The 16,608-nt window shown below is 65.2% G+C and carries 19 protein-coding genes; 13 read left to right on the forward strand and 6 right to left on the reverse strand.

Annotated features, from left to right (window positions below):
- Positions 1–96 precede the first annotated feature (96 nt).
- From BVH06_RS16875 to rluB, 6 genes are all read left to right on the forward strand, one after another.
- Positions 97–960 carry a PHP domain-containing protein gene (locus BVH06_RS16875; protein ID WP_075934850.1) on the forward strand — a complete coding sequence of 288 codons (864 nt, stop codon included), beginning with the start codon at positions 97–99 and terminating at the stop codon, positions 958–960.
- 12 nt (positions 961–972) lie between these two features.
- A complete protein-coding gene (locus BVH06_RS16880) occupies positions 973–1,599 on the forward strand; it encodes an L-threonylcarbamoyladenylate synthase (protein WP_075930581.1) in 627 nt (208 codons plus the stop codon).
- Between the two features lie 127 nt (positions 1,600–1,726).
- Positions 1,727–2,458, forward strand: coding sequence for a ScpA family protein (locus tag BVH06_RS16885; protein WP_168172926.1), 732 nt, complete (start codon positions 1,727–1,729; stop codon positions 2,456–2,458).
- Positions 2,459–2,505: 47 nt separating this feature from the next.
- Positions 2,506–3,336 carry an SMC-Scp complex subunit ScpB gene (gene scpB / locus BVH06_RS16890; protein WP_075934852.1) on the forward strand — a complete coding sequence of 277 codons (831 nt, stop codon included), beginning with the start codon at positions 2,506–2,508 and terminating at the stop codon, positions 3,334–3,336.
- On the forward strand, positions 3,333–3,512 hold the full coding sequence (locus tag BVH06_RS16895; protein WP_075930578.1) for a DUF1289 domain-containing protein: 180 nt from the start codon (positions 3,333–3,335) through the stop codon (positions 3,510–3,512). Before scpB ends, BVH06_RS16895 begins: the two co-directional genes overlap by 4 nt.
- Positions 3,513–3,703: 191 nt before the next feature.
- Positions 3,704–4,855 (forward strand): 23S rRNA pseudouridine(2605) synthase RluB, encoded by a 1,152-nt coding sequence (gene rluB, locus BVH06_RS16900; protein WP_075930577.1) that lies wholly within the window; start codon positions 3,704–3,706, stop codon positions 4,853–4,855.
- 211 nt (positions 4,856–5,066) lie between these two features.
- On the opposite strand, the gene BVH06_RS16905 is transcribed toward rluB, so the two are convergent.
- From BVH06_RS16905 to hpxX, 6 genes are all read right to left on the reverse strand, one after another.
- The gene (locus tag BVH06_RS16905) at positions 5,067–5,990 is read right to left on the reverse strand and encodes a GGDEF domain-containing protein (protein ID WP_075930576.1); all 924 of its coding nucleotides are present in this window, start codon (positions 5,988–5,990) and stop codon (positions 5,067–5,069) included.
- Between the two features lie 240 nt (positions 5,991–6,230).
- Positions 6,231–6,971 carry a YciK family oxidoreductase gene (locus tag BVH06_RS16910; RefSeq protein WP_075934853.1) on the reverse strand — a complete coding sequence of 247 codons (741 nt, stop codon included), beginning with the start codon at positions 6,969–6,971 and terminating at the stop codon, positions 6,231–6,233.
- A 119-nt stretch (positions 6,972–7,090) separates the two neighbouring features.
- On the reverse strand, positions 7,091–7,762 hold the full coding sequence (gene mupP / locus BVH06_RS16915; RefSeq protein ID WP_075930574.1) for an N-acetylmuramic acid 6-phosphate phosphatase MupP: 672 nt from the start codon (positions 7,760–7,762) through the stop codon (positions 7,091–7,093).
- Positions 7,763–7,908: 146 nt separating this feature from the next.
- On the reverse strand, positions 7,909–8,292 hold the full coding sequence (hpxZ, locus tag BVH06_RS16920; protein WP_075934854.1) for an oxalurate catabolism protein HpxZ: 384 nt from the start codon (positions 8,290–8,292) through the stop codon (positions 7,909–7,911).
- A gap of 4 nt (positions 8,293–8,296) precedes the next feature.
- Positions 8,297–9,691: an AtzE family amidohydrolase gene (locus BVH06_RS16925; RefSeq protein WP_075934855.1), complete on the reverse strand. Its 1,395-nt coding sequence runs from the start codon at positions 9,689–9,691 to the stop codon at positions 8,297–8,299.
- Positions 9,688–9,876 (reverse strand): oxalurate catabolism protein HpxX, encoded by a 189-nt coding sequence (hpxX, locus tag BVH06_RS16930; RefSeq protein ID WP_075934856.1) that lies wholly within the window; start codon positions 9,874–9,876, stop codon positions 9,688–9,690. The genes BVH06_RS16925 and hpxX overlap by 4 nt, the downstream gene beginning before the upstream one ends.
- A 268-nt stretch (positions 9,877–10,144) precedes the next feature.
- Between hpxX and BVH06_RS16935 the strand changes: the two genes are divergently transcribed.
- The 7 genes from BVH06_RS16935 (at position 10,145) to hpxK (ending at position 16,596) form a co-directional block, all read left to right on the forward strand.
- Positions 10,145–10,984: a MurR/RpiR family transcriptional regulator gene (locus BVH06_RS16935; RefSeq protein WP_075934857.1), complete on the forward strand. Its 840-nt coding sequence runs from the start codon at positions 10,145–10,147 to the stop codon at positions 10,982–10,984.
- Between the two features lie 233 nt (positions 10,985–11,217).
- Complete coding sequence (locus tag BVH06_RS16940; RefSeq protein WP_371915300.1) at positions 11,218–12,030, forward strand: transporter substrate-binding domain-containing protein; 813 nt, start codon at positions 11,218–11,220, stop codon at positions 12,028–12,030.
- 10 nt (positions 12,031–12,040) lie between these two features.
- Entirely contained in the window at positions 12,041–12,706 is a 666-nt protein-coding gene (locus BVH06_RS16945) for an amino acid ABC transporter permease (RefSeq protein ID WP_075930570.1), read from the forward strand.
- Complete coding sequence (locus BVH06_RS16950) at positions 12,706–13,362, forward strand: amino acid ABC transporter permease (protein ID WP_027905148.1); 657 nt, start codon at positions 12,706–12,708, stop codon at positions 13,360–13,362. Before BVH06_RS16945 ends, BVH06_RS16950 begins: the two co-directional genes overlap by 1 nt.
- Positions 13,343–14,080 (forward strand): amino acid ABC transporter ATP-binding protein, encoded by a 738-nt coding sequence (locus BVH06_RS16955; RefSeq protein ID WP_075930569.1) that lies wholly within the window; start codon positions 13,343–13,345, stop codon positions 14,078–14,080. Before BVH06_RS16950 ends, BVH06_RS16955 begins: the two co-directional genes overlap by 20 nt.
- 24 nt (positions 14,081–14,104) lie before the next feature.
- A complete protein-coding gene (locus tag BVH06_RS16960; protein WP_075934858.1) occupies positions 14,105–15,337 on the forward strand; it encodes an alanine--glyoxylate aminotransferase family protein in 1,233 nt (410 codons plus the stop codon).
- Entirely contained in the window at positions 15,337–16,596 is a 1,260-nt protein-coding gene (gene hpxK, locus BVH06_RS16965; RefSeq protein WP_075934859.1) for an allantoate amidohydrolase, read from the forward strand. Before BVH06_RS16960 ends, hpxK begins: the two co-directional genes overlap by 1 nt.
- Positions 16,597–16,608 lie beyond the last annotated feature (12 nt).

Consider the following 16,608-nt stretch of genomic DNA (forward strand, 5'->3'; position numbering starts at 1 on the left):
CCGCGAGAAAAGAGGCGAGAGAACAGAGCGATAGCGGGCAAGAATCTGCCGGCCGCGGCATAATAACAAACATGATTCGTCGGGAAAGCGCCCCTTATGCAGGTTGATCTTCATTGCCACAGTACCGCTTCGGACGGCGCCCTGCCGCCTGCCGAGGTGGTCGCGCGGGCGCACGGGCGCGGCGTCACCATGCTGGCGCTGACCGACCACGACACCCTCGAAGGGCTCGATGAGGCGCGCGCCACGGCAAGCGAGCTGGGCGTGCAACTGGTCAATGGCATCGAGTTGTCCTGTACCTGGGGCGGCGCGACCATTCATGTGCTGGGCTATGCCTTCGACAGCGACGCGCCGGCCTTGCGCCAGGCCAGCGCCGACCTGCACCAGGGCCGCTGGCTGCGCGCCGAGGAGATCTCCCGGCGCCTGGCGCTCAAGGGCATGGAGGGCGCGCTGGAAGGTGCGCGGGCCATTCAGCAGGCCCAGGGCGAAAGCGGCAACGCGCCGGCGCGGCCGCATTTCGCGGAGTTTCTGGTGCGCGGTGGCTTCGTCAAGGATCGCGCCGACGCCTTTCGCAAATGGCTGGGCTCCGGCAAGCTCGGCGACGTCAAGCAGCACTGGCCAACGTTAGATGAAACGCTCGAGACACTGCGCCAGTCCAATGCGTGGATCAGCCTTGCCCACCCCTGGCAGTACGACTTCACGCGCAGCAAGCGCCGCAAACTGGTGACTGCATTCGCCGCAGCGGGCGGTCACTCGCTGGAGGTCGTCAACGGCATGCAGCCGGCCGAGCAGGTCGGTGGGCTGGCGATTCTGGCGCGTGAGTTCGGCCTGCTGGCCAGTGTCGGCAGCGATTTTCACGCTCCAGGCGATTGGTCGGAACTGGGTTTGTACCGGCCGCTGCCCGATGACCTTTCCCCGTTATGGACGCGTTTCGGCTGCGCGCCCTCGTACGAAGCCGTTTGAGAGTTGCTAGCCATGAGCCAGTTTTTTCAGATTCACCCGGAAAGTCCCCAGGCCCGTCTGATCAAGCAGGCGGTCGACATCATCCGCAACGGTGGCGTGGTGGTGTATCCCACCGACTCGTCCTACGCGGTGGGCTGCCAGATGGGCGCCAAGAACGCCATGGAGCGGATTCGGCGCCTGCGTCAGCTCGATGACAAGCACAATTTCACCCTGGTGTGCCGCGACCTGTCGCAGCTCAGCACCTTTGCCAAGGTCGACACTGCCGCCTTTCGGCTGCTGAAGAACCACACGCCGGGGCCGTATACCTTCATTCTCAACGCCACCCGCGAAGTGCCGCGCATGCTGCTGCACCCCAAGCGCCGCACCATCGGCCTGAGGGTGCCCAGCCATCCCATCGCCGCGGCGCTGCTCGAGGAACTCGGCGAGCCGATGATGAGCGTCAGCCTGATCCTGCCCGGCGAAGACCTGCCGATGAGCGATCCCTACGAGATGCGCCAGATGCTCGAACATCAGGTGGATCTGGTCATCGACGGTGGTTTCGGCGGCCTGGAAGCCTCTACGGTAATCGGTCTGGTGGACGACGAGCCCGAGGTGATCCGCGTCGGTTGCGGCGATCCATCGCCTTTCGAGTCACGCTGATTCGATGTCGTCCGTAACCGAGACCGTCGACAGTCAGGCCGGCGCCCAGCAGGAGTTGCCATTCGCCATGGTCTATGGCGAGGCGCTCACTGAGCTGCCCGTCGACCTGTACATCCCGCCGGACGCCCTGGAAGTATTCCTCGAAGCCTTCGAAGGCCCGCTGGACCTGCTGCTCTACCTGATTCGCAAGCAGAACATCGACGTGCTGGACATCCCGGTGGCGGAGATCACTCGCCAATACATGGGCTACGTCGAGCTGATGCACACCGTGCGCCTGGAGCTGGCCGCCGAGTACCTGGTGATGGCGGCCATGCTCGCCGAGATCAAGTCGCGCATGCTCTTGCCGCGCTCGGCCGAGGCCGAAGAAGAGGAAGACGACCCGCGTGCCGAGCTGATTCGCCGCCTGCTCGAATACGAACGCTTCAAGGCCGCCGCCGAGGGCATCGATGCTCTGCCGCGGGTGGGCCGCGACCTCATCGTGCCGCGCGTCGAGGCGCCGGAGGCGAGGGCGCGCAAGCTGCTGCCCACGGTGGAGCTACAGGAACTGCTGGTGTCGATGGCCGAGGTGCTGCGCCGCGCCGACATGTTCGAAAGCCACCAAGTCAGCCGCGAGGCGCTGTCCACCCGCGAGCGCATGAGCGAGGTGCTCGAACGGCTGAAGGGCGGGGTGTTCGTGCCGTTCGTCGAGCTGTTCACTGCGGAGGAAGGGCGCCTCGGCGTGGTGGTGACCTTCATGGCGATTCTCGAGCTGGTCAAGGAGTCGCTGGTCGAACTGGTGCAGAACGAGGCGTTCGCCGCCGTGCACGTGCGCCTGCGCGTGGCGGGCGTGGAGGAAGAGGGCGAGAGCGCGTTCGAATGAGCTGCTAGACTCGCCGCTTTTGCGGCTGCGCGCGGTATGTCCCGACCATGAACCTGTCCGATCCCAAGCAACTCTCTACCTTGCTCGAGGGCCTGCTGCTGGCCTCCGGCAAGCCGCTGTCGCTCGAGCGGATCATGGAATTGTTCGAGGAAGCCGAGCGCCCGGAGGCCGATGTGTTTCGCAAGGCGCTGGCGATCCTCGGTGGCAGCTGCAAGGGCCGCGCCTTCGAGCTCAAGGAGGTGGCCTCCGGCTATCGCCTGCAGGTTCGCGACAGCTTTTCCCCCTGGGTCGGCCGCCTGTGGGAAGAGCGCCCGCAGCGCTATTCTCGGGCCATGCTCGAGACCCTGGCGCTGATCGCCTACCGCCAGCCCATTACCCGCGGCGAGATCGAGGAGATCCGCGGCGTGGCGGTGAACAGCCAGATCGTCAAGACCCTGCAGGAGCGCGAGTGGATTCGCGTGGTCGGTTACCGTGACGTGCCCGGCCGGCCGGCCATGTTCGCCACCACCAAGGGCTTTCTCGACCACTTCAACCTGAAGAACCTCGACGAGCTGCCGCCTTTGGCTGCGCTGCGCGAGCTGGAGCCCGAGCCAATATTGGCTCAGGACGACGATGACCCGGCGGTGCCACAGAGCCTGCAGGCGCGCGCCGATCTGGCCCTGGCGGATGACGACGCCGAGCCCGAAACCGACGCCCAGGCCAAGGCCGAGACCAGCTTCGGCTCGCTGCTGGCCGAGCTGGATGCCATGGAGCAGGGCCTGAAAACCGACTTCGACGATCTGGCGCGCGCCGGCGATGAGTCGAACCAGGGTGAGTCGGAAACGGTCTCTAGGGTTGCGGATGACCCGTCCACCAGCGAGCGCGAAGAGACTTCATGAAAGACCCCTGCATCAGCGTCTGCAAATTCGATGACGGCATCTGCCTCGGTTGCGGGCGCAGCAAGGCGGAAATCAAGGCCTGGAAGAAACTCGACAAGGCCGAGCAGCGCCTGGTCGCCGCCGAGGCGGACATGCGCCTGCTGGCCATGGGCAGCAAGGCACGTCGCAAGCGCTAGCTGCCGACCGACGGTCATGCGCTACATCGCCCGACGGCTATGCTCTGCTGCCAGGTGCGTGCCGCGCCTGATCCGCGTATGATGCGCGCCCCTTCCTAGGGTCTGTTGTCTCGCCGCAAGGCGGCTCGCGTTGAGACGGCAACAGACCCTAATGATCGTCCCATCACCAGAAAACACCGGGAGGTGCCCAGATGAGTGAAACCGAAGAATACAGCCCCGCTGGCGAAAAACTGCAGAAGGTCCTGGCTCGCATGGGCCTGGCCTCGCGCCGCGAAATCGAATCCTGGATCACTGCCGGCCGCGTCAAGGTCAACGGCAACGACGCCAGCCTCGGCCAGCGTGTCGACCTGCATGACGCCATCTCCGTCGACGGCCGTTTGTTGCGCCGCGAAGAGGCGACGGAAACCGTGCGCCGCGTGCTGATCTACAACAAGCCCGACGGCGAGATCTGCACCCGCGACGACCCGGAAGGCCGCCCGACGGTGTTCGACCGCCTGCCGCGCCCGAAAGAGGGCCGCTGGATCAACATCGGCCGTCTGGACATCAACACCACCGGCCTGCTGATGTTCACCACGGACGGCGAGCTGGCCAACCGTCTGATGCACCCGTCCTACCAGATGGACCGTGAATACGCCGTGCGCGTACGCGGCGAGGTTGATGAGGAGATGATCGAACGCCTCAAGGCGGGCGTGATGCTCGAAGACGGCCCGGCCAAGTTCACCGACATCAAGGAAGCGCCAGGTGGTGAGGGTTTCAACCACTGGTACCACTGCGTGGTCATGGAAGGTCGTAACCGCGAAGTACGTCGCCTGTGGGAATCCCAGGGCCTGGTGGTCAGCCGCCTGAAGCGCGTGCGCTTCGGCCCGGTGTTCATGACCTCGGACCTGCCCATGGGCCGTTGGCGCGAAATGGGCCAGCGCGAAGTCGACATCCTCAGCGAAGAGGTCGGCCTCAAGCCGGTTGCCCTGCCGGAGATGAAGGAAAAGACCCGCGACAAGCTCGACCGCCTGCAGCGCAAGGCCGCCAAGCCGGTCGGCCGCGGTGAGCGCCCCGGGCGCACCCTGCGCCCGGCCAATGGTGGCCCTGCTCAGGGCGCCGCTCGTGGTAGCCGTGCAGAGCAAAGCGAACGTCCGAGCCGTGCACCGCGCCCGTCGGCTGGTGAGTCGGCTCGCGGTACGCCGGTTGCCGAGCGCCCGCGTGATGTCGGCAAGAAGCCGAGCAAGCCGCGTGGCGAATCCGCTGAGCGTGCGCCGCGCAAGCCGGCCGGTGGCGATAATCGTCGTAGCCGCCCGGCAGGCGATGGCCAGCGTCCGGGTTCCGGTCGCGGCAGTCGCAAGCCGTAGTGAGACGCTGAAAGCTGGGTAAGCACGGAGGGCGCCCCTCTAGGCCGTGGACCACACAGGCCAGCCTGTAGGAGCAGCTTTAGCCGCGATACTCTGCGAAGGGCGCGCGGCTGGAGCTGCTCCTAGGCATGCAATGCCACCAGTTTGCGGATAAAAAAGGGCCCCAGTCCTCTCGGCTGGGGACCTTTTCAATGGGCGTCGATCAGAGCTTTCAGCCTGCCATCGCCAGGCAGTTGCGGCCGCTGCGCTTGGCGCTGTAAAGCGCCTTGTCCGCGCGGTTGAGCAAGCCGTCCGCCGATTCGCCGGGCTCCAGGGTGGCGCAGCCCAGGCTGATGGACATCTTCACTGGCCGGCCCTGCACCACGCACTGCAGGCCCAGCACCGCTTCGCGCAGACGCTCGCCGACCAGCTTGGCACCTTCGCCTGGAGTGCCGGACAGCAGCACGAGAAACTCCTCGCCGCCATAGCGGAACACCATGTCGATGTTGCGCAGCTGATCCTTGATGGTGGTGGCGACGGCCTTGAGCACTTCGTCGCCGGCGCTGTGGCCGTGCTCGTCGTTGATGCCCTTGAAGTGATCGATGTCCAGCATCAGCAGCGACAGCGGCTGGCTATTACGGCGCGCCAGTTCGATCTCACGGCCCAGCACCTGATCCATGGCGATGCGGTTGCCGGTGTTGGTCAGCGGATCGCGCAGCGCGCTCTGGATCGCCACGCGGTAGAGCAGGGCGTTGCGCAGCGGGTACATGAGGCTGGCCAGCAGGGATTCGAGCTGCGCCAGTTCGTGATCGGAAAAACGCTGGCGCCGCCGGAAGGTCAGCTCACCCAGGTATTCGCTCTCGTGGCTGAGGCGATAGGTCGCCGAGTGATTGGCCTGCTGGCCGAAATCCAGGCGCAGGTCGCTGCTCGAGTGCTGATAGCCCAGCGAGTCCACCGGAACCAGGTGCTGCAGCTCGCGGAAGAAGGTGGCGAGGATGCGCTCGGCGTCCAGGCTGGTCTGCAATTGCAGGCCGAGGCGCTGACGCAGCTGCGCCAGGCTGACCGGACGGGTCTGCTCCTTGCGCGGCGAGAGGCCGAGACGCTGCACTTTGGCAGCGTCGAAATCGATGGTGTTTTTCTGGCTGGGTGGGACCATTTTTATGAACCTCTGGCGCTTCGTTGCAGCTTGCAAGCTACAGAGCTAATTTCGTGCCAGTCTTTTTGGGCCGATTAAAAGCCTTGAGGTTCAACAGGTTGCAACTGATCGATAGCGGCAGAGGGCCATTGATGGCAATGCGCCGTCAGAATGACGGCAAGCGTTTGCCGCTTTGCGGGGGCGCGCGACAATTTAATGTCGCGGCGCCGATCGTGGTGGGCGAGGGCGATAAGGCGGCGATTATTGGGCGTCGAATGCCTGGCCATTGATGCCCTGGCTGTCCGGCCCCATCAGGTACAGGTAGACCGGCATGATGGCCTCCGGCGTCGGTCGGGTCTGCGGATCCTCGCCAGGATAAGCCTGGGCGCGCATGTCAGTGCGCGTGCCGCCCGGATTGACGCTGTTGGCACGGATTGCGGTGATGCCTTCGATCTCGTCGGCCATTACCTGCATCAGCCCTTCGGTGGCGAACTTGGACACCGCATAGGCGCCCCAGTAGGCACGGCCCTTGCGGCCGACGCTGCTGGAGGTGAACACCACCGAGGCATCGGCGGACAGTTTGAGCAGCGGCAGCAGCGTGCTGGTCAGCATGAACATCGCGTTGACGTTGACCTGCATGACTCGCATGAAATTATCGCCGGACAGCTGCTCCAGTGGCGTGCGCGGGCCGATGATAGAGGCGTTGTGCAGCAGGCCGTCGAGCTTGCCGAAGGCTTTCTCGACCGTCGCCGCCAACTCGTCGTACTGATGCGGCAGGGCCGTTTCCAGATCGAAGGGAATCACCACCGGCTGTGGGTGACCCGCCTGCTCGATGGCGTCGTAGGTGCGCGCCAGGTTCTCCTCGCTCTTGCCCAGCAGCAGCACGGTGGCGCCGTGGGCCGCATAGGTTCGCGCTGCGGCGGCGCCGATGCCGCGGCCGGCGCCGGTCACCAGAATCACGCGACCCTTGAGCAGGTCGGGGCGGGCGCTGTAATCGAACATGGCAACAGTCCTCTGGTTTCGTAGGGATGAAATGAATGGGGCCCGCCGACAAGGCGGCGGGCTCATTGTAGGCGGGGGCGCTCAGCGCTTGCTGACCGGCGTCATGAAGCGACAGCGATTCAGCAGCTGCACAGCGCCTGATCGAGCACTTTGCGCAGTTCCAGCGGATGGTCGATGACCACATCGGCGCCCCAGTGACGGGGATTGTCGTCTGGGTGGATATAGCCGTAGGTGACCGCCGCGGTCTTGGTGCCGGCGTCGCGGCCGGACTCGATGTCGCGCAGGTCGTCGCCGACGAACAGCACGGTGGCCGGGTCGAGCTTGAGGGTCGAGCAGGCGAGGATCATCGGCTCCGGGTCGGGCTTGCTACGGGTCACGTGATCCGGGCAGATCAGGATCGAGGAGCGCTCGGCCAGGCCCAGGCGCTGCATGATCGGCTCGGCGAAACGCAGCGGCTTGTTGGTCACCACGCCCCAGATCAGCTTGGCCCGTTCGATGTCCTCGAGCAGCGGCTCGATGCCTTCGTAAGGGCGGGTCAGTACCGCGCAGTGGTCCTGGTAGCGCTCCAGGAACTCCAGACGCAAGGCTTCGAAACCCGGGCTCATCGGGTCGATGTCGAAGGCGTTGAGGATCATCGCCCGGGCGCCGCCGGAGACGTGGTCGCGAATCAGCTTTTCCGCTACCGGCGGCAGGCCGCGCTCGGCGCGCATGGCCTGGCAGATGGCGATGAAGTCCGGCGCGCTGTCGAGCAGCGTGCCATCCATGTCGAAAAGAACCGCGCGCAAGCGCATCAGGCCTCCTTGGGGATTCGAGTCATAGCGTTGGCATGTGCCCACATCGGCGTAGGCAAATGACGTAGGCGCATGTTGCCAGTTTCCGTTGCCGATTGGGGCGGCGTTATCCCACTGTATGTCACTTTGTCGCAGCGTGCAGCCGCTCAGCTCATCAGGCTTACCTGTGCGGCGACGATGCGCCACTGGCCGTCGAGTTTCACCCAACTTTGCTGTTGGCGGCCGATGCGCTCGCTGCCCGCGCGGGTGAACTCGGTGCTGCATACGGCGAAGTCCTCGCCATAGGTGGTGATAACCATGTTGTGCAATTCGCGGTGCAGGCCGGCGGTTGGTCGCGCGGCGCGAAAGGCGCGGATCTCGTCGATGCCATAGAGGTTTTCAGAGGCGCCGAGGCGCACGGTACGTGCGTCGTGCCAGAACAGCTCGTCGAGCACGGCGATATCATTGCTGATCAACGCCTGTTCATAGCGCTGGAAGGCCGCGTTGACTTCGGCGTGCACGGCGGGCAGGTCTATCTGTTCAGGGTTCATGCATTCACTCCAGGTTCACGGCTTGGGCTTGCGCGATGCCCAGGCGCTCCAGCGCTGCGGCCGCGCGCAGGCAGGCGTCTTCGCGGAACGGCGCGGCGATCAGTTGCACGCCGATCGGCAGGCCGGCGGTGGTACGCAGCGGCACGCTGACCACCGGCAGGCCGAGGAAGGAAATCGGTTGTGCCAGCATGCCCATGCTGGCACGGGTCGGCAGGTCGACGCCGTTGATGCGCAGGGTTGCCTGGCCGATGGGTGTCGCGCTGGTCGGCGTTGCCGGGGCGATCAGCACGTCGATATCGTTGAACAGCGGCAGTACCTGGCTCTGGAAAAACCGCCGGAAACGCTGCGCCTGGACGTACCAGGCGGCGGGAATCATCGCGCCGGCCAGCAGGCGTTCGCGCGACAGCGGCTCGAACACCTCCGGTGAGCTGCGCAGTGCCGGCAGGTAGGCGTTGCCGCCTTCGCTGGCGCTGATGATGAATGCCGAGGTGCGGGCCAGCTCGGCGTCGGCCAGGGTGACTTCCTCGCTGGCGTTCAGGGCCTTGGCGGCGCGGGCCACGGCGTCACGGGCGCTGTCGTCGCACCACTGCTGGAAGTAGCCGCCCAGCACGCCGACGCGCAGGCCACCCAGATCCTGCTCGATAAGCTCCGATACGGCTTGCGGCGGTTGGCTGGCCTGGAAGCCGTCCGCCGGATCATGGCCCTGCAGTGCGTCGTAGACGGCGGCAAGGTCGGCGGTGCTGCGCGCCAGCGGCCCGATATGGTCGAGGCTGCCCACGAACGGGTGCGAGCCGCTGCGCGACAGCCGGCCGAAGGTGGGCTTGAGGCCGAAGATTCCGCAGAGCGAGGCGGGCACGCGAATGGAGCCGTTGGTGTCGCTGCCCAGGGAGAAGTTCACCAGGCCGGCTGCTACCGCCGCTGCCGAGCCGCCGGAGGAGCCACCGGAGATGCGTGACAGGTCGTGGGGGTTGCGGGTGGCGCCGAAGTGGGTGTTTTCCGTGGTGAAACCGTAGGCGTAGGCATCCATGTTCAGCATCCCCGAGAGCAGGGCGCCACTGGCGGACAGCTGGCGCACGGCCCAGGCGTCGGCCTGTGCGGCCGGTCGGTTCTGGAACAGCTGGGCGCCGGCCAGGGTCGCAAAGCCAGCGACGTCGAACAGGTTCTTCGCCGCATAGGGTACGGCCGCCAGGGCGGGCAGGGGCGAGCCTTCGCGGCGCAAGCGGTCCAGCCGCTCGGCTTCCTCGCGCATGCGCTGGTGGGTGATCTGCGTCCAGGCATTGATTGCCGGGTTGTGGCGCTCGATGGCCGCCAGGCTGTGCTCGGTGACTTCCCGTGCACTGAACTCGCCCGCTGCCAGGCCCGTTCGGATTTCGTCGATGGAGAGCAGGGTGGGATTCATGCCTGGTACACCCCCGCAACTTCCAGTCGATCATCGAGCGCAAAGGTCATCAGCGGTTCGGCCATGGCGGCGATGCGGGTGAACTGAGTGAGAAGCTCCTGGCGCCGCGCGTCGTCCAGCTCCAGGGCCAGAACCTGTTCCATCTGGGCGACGTAGGCGGTCCAGTCGGGCGTGATCGGTGGCATGGTGGTTTCCTTGCGAAGTGGCGGCTCTAAGAACCTGTTCAAAGTCTGCTGCGCGTCGGCACTGCGGCGTTAAAAACAGGCTCGGACTGCTCATTTACAGTTCGTAAACTCCGCGTCCTCGCCTGTTTTTGCCTTGCATTGCTCTAGCTCGCGAGACTTTGAGCAAGTTCTAAGCCACGGGTGGGATGAATTGCCGCGAGGCGATTTCAGCAGGTGGACGGTTTCTATATCATCGGTCGAATGAAACGAAAGTTACAAGGCGCCTTCCATGACTCAACTCGATGAACGTCTGCGCAGCCACTATGCACAGCTCGCGCCACAGGAGCAGCGCATCGCTGACTTCGTGCTCGACCATTACGATGACCTGGTCAGTTACAACAGCGCCGAACTGGCGCGGCTCGCTGGGGTTTCCAAAGCCACCGTGAGCCGGTTGTTCAAGCGCCTGGGGTACGACAAATACAAGGACATGCGCGAAGAGCAGCGCGGCCTGCGCCAGAGCGGCATGCCGGTGGCCGAGAACCGCGACGTGGTGCAGGGCAACACCTTGCTGGCGCGGCATTACAAACAGGAAATGGCCAACCTCACCCAGTGGGTCAATGCCATCGAGGCCGAGTCGTTTGGCGAGGTGGTTCGCGCGCTGGGCAGTAGCAGGCGCGTCTTCGTCGTGGGCCTGCGCAACGCCTTTCCCGTGGCGTTGCACATGCGCCAGCAACTGCTGCAGGTGCGCAGTGCGGTGCAGGTGCTGCCCCAGCCGGGGCAGACGCTGGCCGAAGAGCTGGTCGACCTGACGGCCGACGATCTGGTGGTGGTATTCGGTTTCAGGCGCCGCCCGCGGATCATTCGTCCGCTCCTGCAAGCCCTGCAGGCCCAGCAGGTGCCGACCCTGGTGATCTGCGAGCCGCAGGCCCAGGGCGTCATCGCGCTCGCCAGCTGGCACCTGTGCGCGCCACTGGACAGCGTGTCGGCGTTCGACAGTTATTCCAGCGCCAACAGCCTGATCAACCTGCTGGTCAACGCGCTACTGCATGAGCAACTGGCTGAGGGACGTCAACGCATTCATCAGATCGCCGGGCTATACGGCCAACTGGACGAATTGGAACAGCGTTAGTGCGACTTTGTGGTGCGCAGAAGCATGTGGGCGCCAAGTGGCGCCCTTTTTTGTGGCGTTCAATTAGTCTGTTTCGCCTCTTTATTGTGCTCGGAAAGCTATAGCGATCGTTCGTAATGCGCGTGTTGGATGGCTTGCAGAGCAGCTCTCATAGGCACTTACCGGAAAAGTCACAACCAAAAAATGCTCTGGCACGTTGGTTGCAGATTTGAAGATAACGAATCTTTCGTTTCATGACTGACGATGATGGGGTGAAGCCAATGAAGAAGGGACTGATCGCACTGCTGACCGCTGGCCTGCTGCTGACCCAGACAGCCACTGCGCTGGCGGACCAGTTGCAAGAGATCGAAAAACGCGGGGTGATCCGCATCGCCGTGCCGCAGGATTTCCCACCATTTGGCTCCGTGGGCACCGACCTGCAGCCCCAGGGCTACGACATCGACATGGCCAAGTACCTGGCCAAGGAGATGAAACTTAAATTGCAGCTGGTGCCGGTCACCAGTGCCAACCGGGTGCCGTACCTGCAGACCGACAAGGTCGACCTGGTGATCTCCAGCCTGGGCAAGAACGCCGAGCGTGAGCAGGTGATCGATTTCAGCGCCGCGTACGCGCCGTTCTTCCTTGGCGTGTTCGGTGCCAAGGACGCCGCCCTGGCGAAGGCTGACGAGCTGGTCGGCAAGTCGATTGGCGTGACCCGCGGCGCCGTGGAAGACATGGTACTCACCGAGGTGGCGCCGAAGGGTGCTCAGGTCAAGCGCTACGAGGACAACAACACCACGCTGTCGGCCTATCTGTCCGGGCAGGTGGAGTTCGTTGCCACCGGCAACCTGGTGGTCGCGGCCATCGAGCGCCAGAACGCGGCCCGTGCTCCGGTGGCCAAGTTCATGCTCAAGGATTCGCCGTGCTACATCGGCCTGCGCAAGGGTGAGGCGGCGCTGAAAGCCAAAATCGATGCACTGATCGAACAGGCCAAGGCCGACGGCACGCTCAACGGCCTTTCCGAGCAATGGCTGAAGGCACCACTGCCCGCGAACCTGGGCGCGTAAGGGCTGATCGATGATGGCGCAGCTGAACTTTTCCGCTCTATGGCCCTACTGGCCGGAGCTGCTGTCCGGTCTCTGGGTGACCATTGAGCTCACGGTGATGGCGACCGTGGGCGGCGTGGGCCTGGGCATTCTCGGTGCGGCCCTGCGCAGCGGCCGGCCTAGCGTGCTGAGCCGCCTGTGGGGCGTCTACGTCGAGCTGATTCGCAACACGCCGTTCGTGGTGCAGCTGTTCTTCATCGTCTTCGGCCTGCCCAACCTGGGTGTGAAGCTGACGGCGGGCGAGGCGGCGCTGCTGGCCATGCTGATCAACCTGGGCGCCTACAGCACCGAGATCATCCGCGCCGGCATCCAGGTCACGCCCCGTGGCCAGTGGGAGGCCGGTCGCGTGCTGGGCCTGAGCCGCACGCAGACTTTCGTGCGTGTGGTGCTGCCGCCATCGCTCAAGCGCATTTATCCGGCGCTGGTCAGCCAGTGCATCATCGTCATGCTCGGCTCCTCGGTGGTTTCCCAGGTCTCCCATGAGGAGCTGACCTTCGCGGCCAACCTGATCCAATCGCGTACCTTCCTGAGCTTCGAGGTTTACCTGGTGACCACGCTGATGTACCTGGCGCTGTCCATCGCCATGCGCCAGCTGCTGTTGGCGGCCGGTCGCAAGTGGTTTGGAGAGCAGCCATGATGACCACCTTCACCGACTGGGACATCCTGCGCAATCTGCTCCTGGCGGCGCGCTGGACCGTGCTGTTGTCGCTCACAGCCTTCATCGGCGGCACCCTGGTGGCCATTCCGCTGGTGATGGCGCGGCTGTCCAAGCGCGCCTGGCCGCACTGGCTGATTCGCGGCTATACCGAACTGTTCCAGGGAACGCCGCTGCTGATGCAGCTGTTCCTGGCGTTCTTCGGCGTGGCCCTGTTGGGCATCGACGTGTCGCCCTGGACGGCTGCCTCGCTGGCGCTGACCTTCTACACCAGCGCGTTTCTGGTGGACATCTGGCACGGCAGCATCCGCGCGCTGCCCCGTGGCCAGTGGGAAGCCTGTCGCTGCCTGGGGCTGGACGTCGGGCAGACGCTGTTTCGCGTCATCCTGCCCCAGGCGCTGCGCATCGGCATCGCGCCCACCGTGGGCTTCGCCGTACAGGTGATCAAGGGCACCGCGCTGGCGTCGATCATCGGCTTCGTCGAGCTGACCAAGGCCGGCACCATCCTCAACAACGTCACCTACGAGCCATTCAAGGTGTTCGGTCTGGTGGCGCTGGGCTACTTCCTGATGTGTTATCCGCTGTCGCGTTACAGCCAGTATCTGGAGAAGAAATTCAATGCCGCTCATCACCATTGATCAGGTACAGAAGTACTACGGCGACAACCACGTGCTCAAGGGCGTCGATCTCGATATCGAGGTGGGCGAGGTGGTGTCGATCATCGGCCGCAGCGGCTCGGGCAAGAGCACCTTGCTGCGCTGCATCAACGGGCTGGAGGGCTATCAGGACGGCAGCATCAAGCTCGGCGGCATGACCGTCACCGACCGCGATTCCCAGGCGCGGGAAATCAGCCGCTCGGTGGGCATGGTGTTCCAGAGCTTCAACCTGTTCCCGCACATGACCGCCCGTGAGAACGTCATGCTGGCGCCGCGTCGCGTACTGAAGAAGAGCGATGCCGAGTGCCGTGAGCTGGCGGCACGCATGCTGGAGAAGGTGGGCCTCGGTGATCGCCTGGACTATTACCCCGCGAGTCTTTCCGGCGGCCAGCAGCAGCGCGTCGCCATCGCCCGTGCGCTGGCCATGTCGCCCAAGGTGCTGCTGTGCGACGAAATCACTTCGGCGCTGGACCCGGAGCTGGTCGGCGAGGTGCTCAAGGTGCTCGAACAACTGGCCAAGGAGGGCATGACGCTGATCCTGGTCACCCACGAAATGAATTTCGCCCAGGAAGTGGGTGACCGCGTGGTGTTCATGCATCAGGGCCGCGTATGGGAACAAGGCCCCAGCCGCGAGCTGTTCGCCAACCCGCAAAGCGCCGAACTCAAGCAATTCATCTCGTCCGTACGCGGACTGAACTGAGCGTCTCAAGAACGAGAGAACCAGATGAACACGACTTTCCTGCCCGTCAATCCGCCCCAACGCCTACTCATGGGCCCCGGCCCGATCAATGCCGACCCGCGCGTGCTGCGCGCCATGTCCAGCCAGTTGATCGGCCAGTACGACCCGGCCATGACCGGCTACATGAACGAAGTGATGGCCCTGTATCGCGGCGTGTTCCGCAGCGCCAATGCCGCCACCTTGCTGGTCGACGGCACCTCGCGCGCCGGCATCGAGGCCATCCTGGTGTCGGCGATTCGCCCGGGCGACAGGGTGCTGGTGCCGGTATTCGGTCGTTTCGGCCATCTGCTTTGCGAAATCGCCCGACGCTGCCGCGCTGAGGTGCACAGCATCGAAGTGCCGTGGGGCGAAGTGTTCAGCGCGCAGCAGATCGAGGATGCGATCAAGCAGGTCAAGCCGCGCCTGCTGCTGACCGTGCAGGGCGACACCTCGACCACCATGCTGCAGCCGCTGGCCGAGCTGGGCGAAATTTGCCGCCGCCACGGCGTGCTGTTCTACACCGATGCCACCGCCTCCCTGGGCGGTAATGCCCTGGAAGCCGACGCCTGGGGGCTGGATGCGGTCTCCGCCGGCCTGCAGAAATGTCTGGGCGGGCCATCCGGCACCGCGCCGATCACCCTGAGCGCGGCGATGGTGGAAGTGATCCGCCGCCGCGCTCACGTCGAGGCCGGCATCCGCACCGACGCCCATCGCGACGGTGAGGACGAGATGATCTACTCCAACTATTTCGACCTCGGCATGATCCTCGACTACTGGGGCCCCGAGCGCCTCAACCACCACACCGAAGCCACCTCGGCGCTGTTCGGCGCCCGCGAGTGTGCCCGTGTGCTGCTCGAAGAAGGCCTGGACGCTGTCATCGCCCGCCACAAGCTGCATGGCGACGCGCTGCTCAAGGGCATTCAGGGCATGGGCCTGGAGACTTTCGGCAATCTCGAACACAAGATGAACAACGTGCTGGGCGTGGTGATTCCCCAGGCGGTGAACGGCGATGAGGTGCGCAAGTTGATGCTCGAGGACTTCGGCATCGAGATCGGCACCTCCTTCGGGCCACTGGCCGGCAAGATCTGGCGCATCGGCACCATGGGCTACAACGCCCGCAAAGATTGCGTGATGCAAACCCTCAGCGCCCTGGAGGCGGTGCTCAACCGCCTCGGCCTGCGCACCACCCAGGGCGCGGCCATGCAGGCGGCCTGGGATCACTACGGCGAGCGCCGCTGATGGGTGCCCTGAACCATCGACAGGCCGCGGCGCGGGTCATGGCGCGCTGCGACGAACTGGCGGCGATCAGCGAGTCTACCGAGGGCCTGACCCGGGTGTACCTGTCGACCGAGCACCAGCGCGCCAATGCCCTGGTAGGCCAGTGGATGCAGGCGGCCGGCATGCGCACCTGGCAGGACGCCGTCGGCAATATCTGCGGCCGCTATGAAGGCCAGAGTGCTGGTGCCCAGGCGCTGCTGCTCGGCTCGCACCTGGACACCGTGCGCAATGCCGGGCGCTACGACGGCATGCTCGGGGTGATCGCCGCCATCGAGGTGGTGCAGCGCTTCCATGACCTGGGAATCCGCCTGCCGCTGGCCATCGAGATCGTCGGCTTCGCCGACGAGGAGGGCACGCGCTTCGGCATCACCCTGCTGGGCAGTCGCGGCCTGACCGGCAGTTGGCCACAGGAATGGCTCGCCCAGGCCGACGCGGATGGCGTCAGCGTCGCCCAGGCGATGACGGCCTGGGGGCTCGATGGTTCGGCTATTGCCAGGGCTGCTCGCCCGGCCGGGGATTTCGCGGCCTATCTGGAACTGCATATCGAGCAGGGCCCGTGCCTGGAGCGTGAGGCGCTGGCGCTGGGCGTGGTCACGGCCATCAATGGCGCGCGCCGGCTCAACTGCCGTTTCGTCGGCCAGGCCGGGCATGCCGGCACGGTGCCGATGAGTCATCGCCAGGACGCCCTGGCCGCCGCCGCGCAGTGGATGGTGGCGATCGAGACCCGGACCCAGCAGCATGGCCCGCAACTGGTGGCCACCGTGGGCCGCCTGCAGTGCCATCCGGGGGCGGTGAACGTCATTCCGGGGGAGGTCGAGTTGACCCTGGATGTTCGTGGCCCCGAGGATCGCGCCCTGGCGGAGCTGCTCGACGACCTGCTCAGCGAGGGCGAGACCATCGCACGGAAGCGTGGGCTGCGCTTCACGGCCAGCCAGTATTACGGCATTTGCGCGACCCGCTGCGATGCCCCCATGCAGGCGTCGCTGGCGCACGTGTTGAGTGAGGTGCAGGGGCGCAGCCTGTCGCTGCCCAGTGGCGCCGGCCATGACGCCATCGCCATGGCCGAGCGTTGGCCGGTCGGCATGCTGTTCGTGCGTTGTGCTGGCGGCATCAGCCATAACCCGGCGGAGGCGGTTGCAGCCGAGGATGTGGGCCTAGCGGTCGACGCCTACGCGCGCTGGGTGCAGGCGCTGGCCGAGAGGCCGCTTGTGGCGGCCTGAGGGAGGCGGTCA

Source organism: Pseudomonas sp. PA27(2017), from assembly GCF_001945445.1.
Lineage (GTDB): Bacteria > Pseudomonadota > Gammaproteobacteria > Pseudomonadales > Pseudomonadaceae > Aquipseudomonas.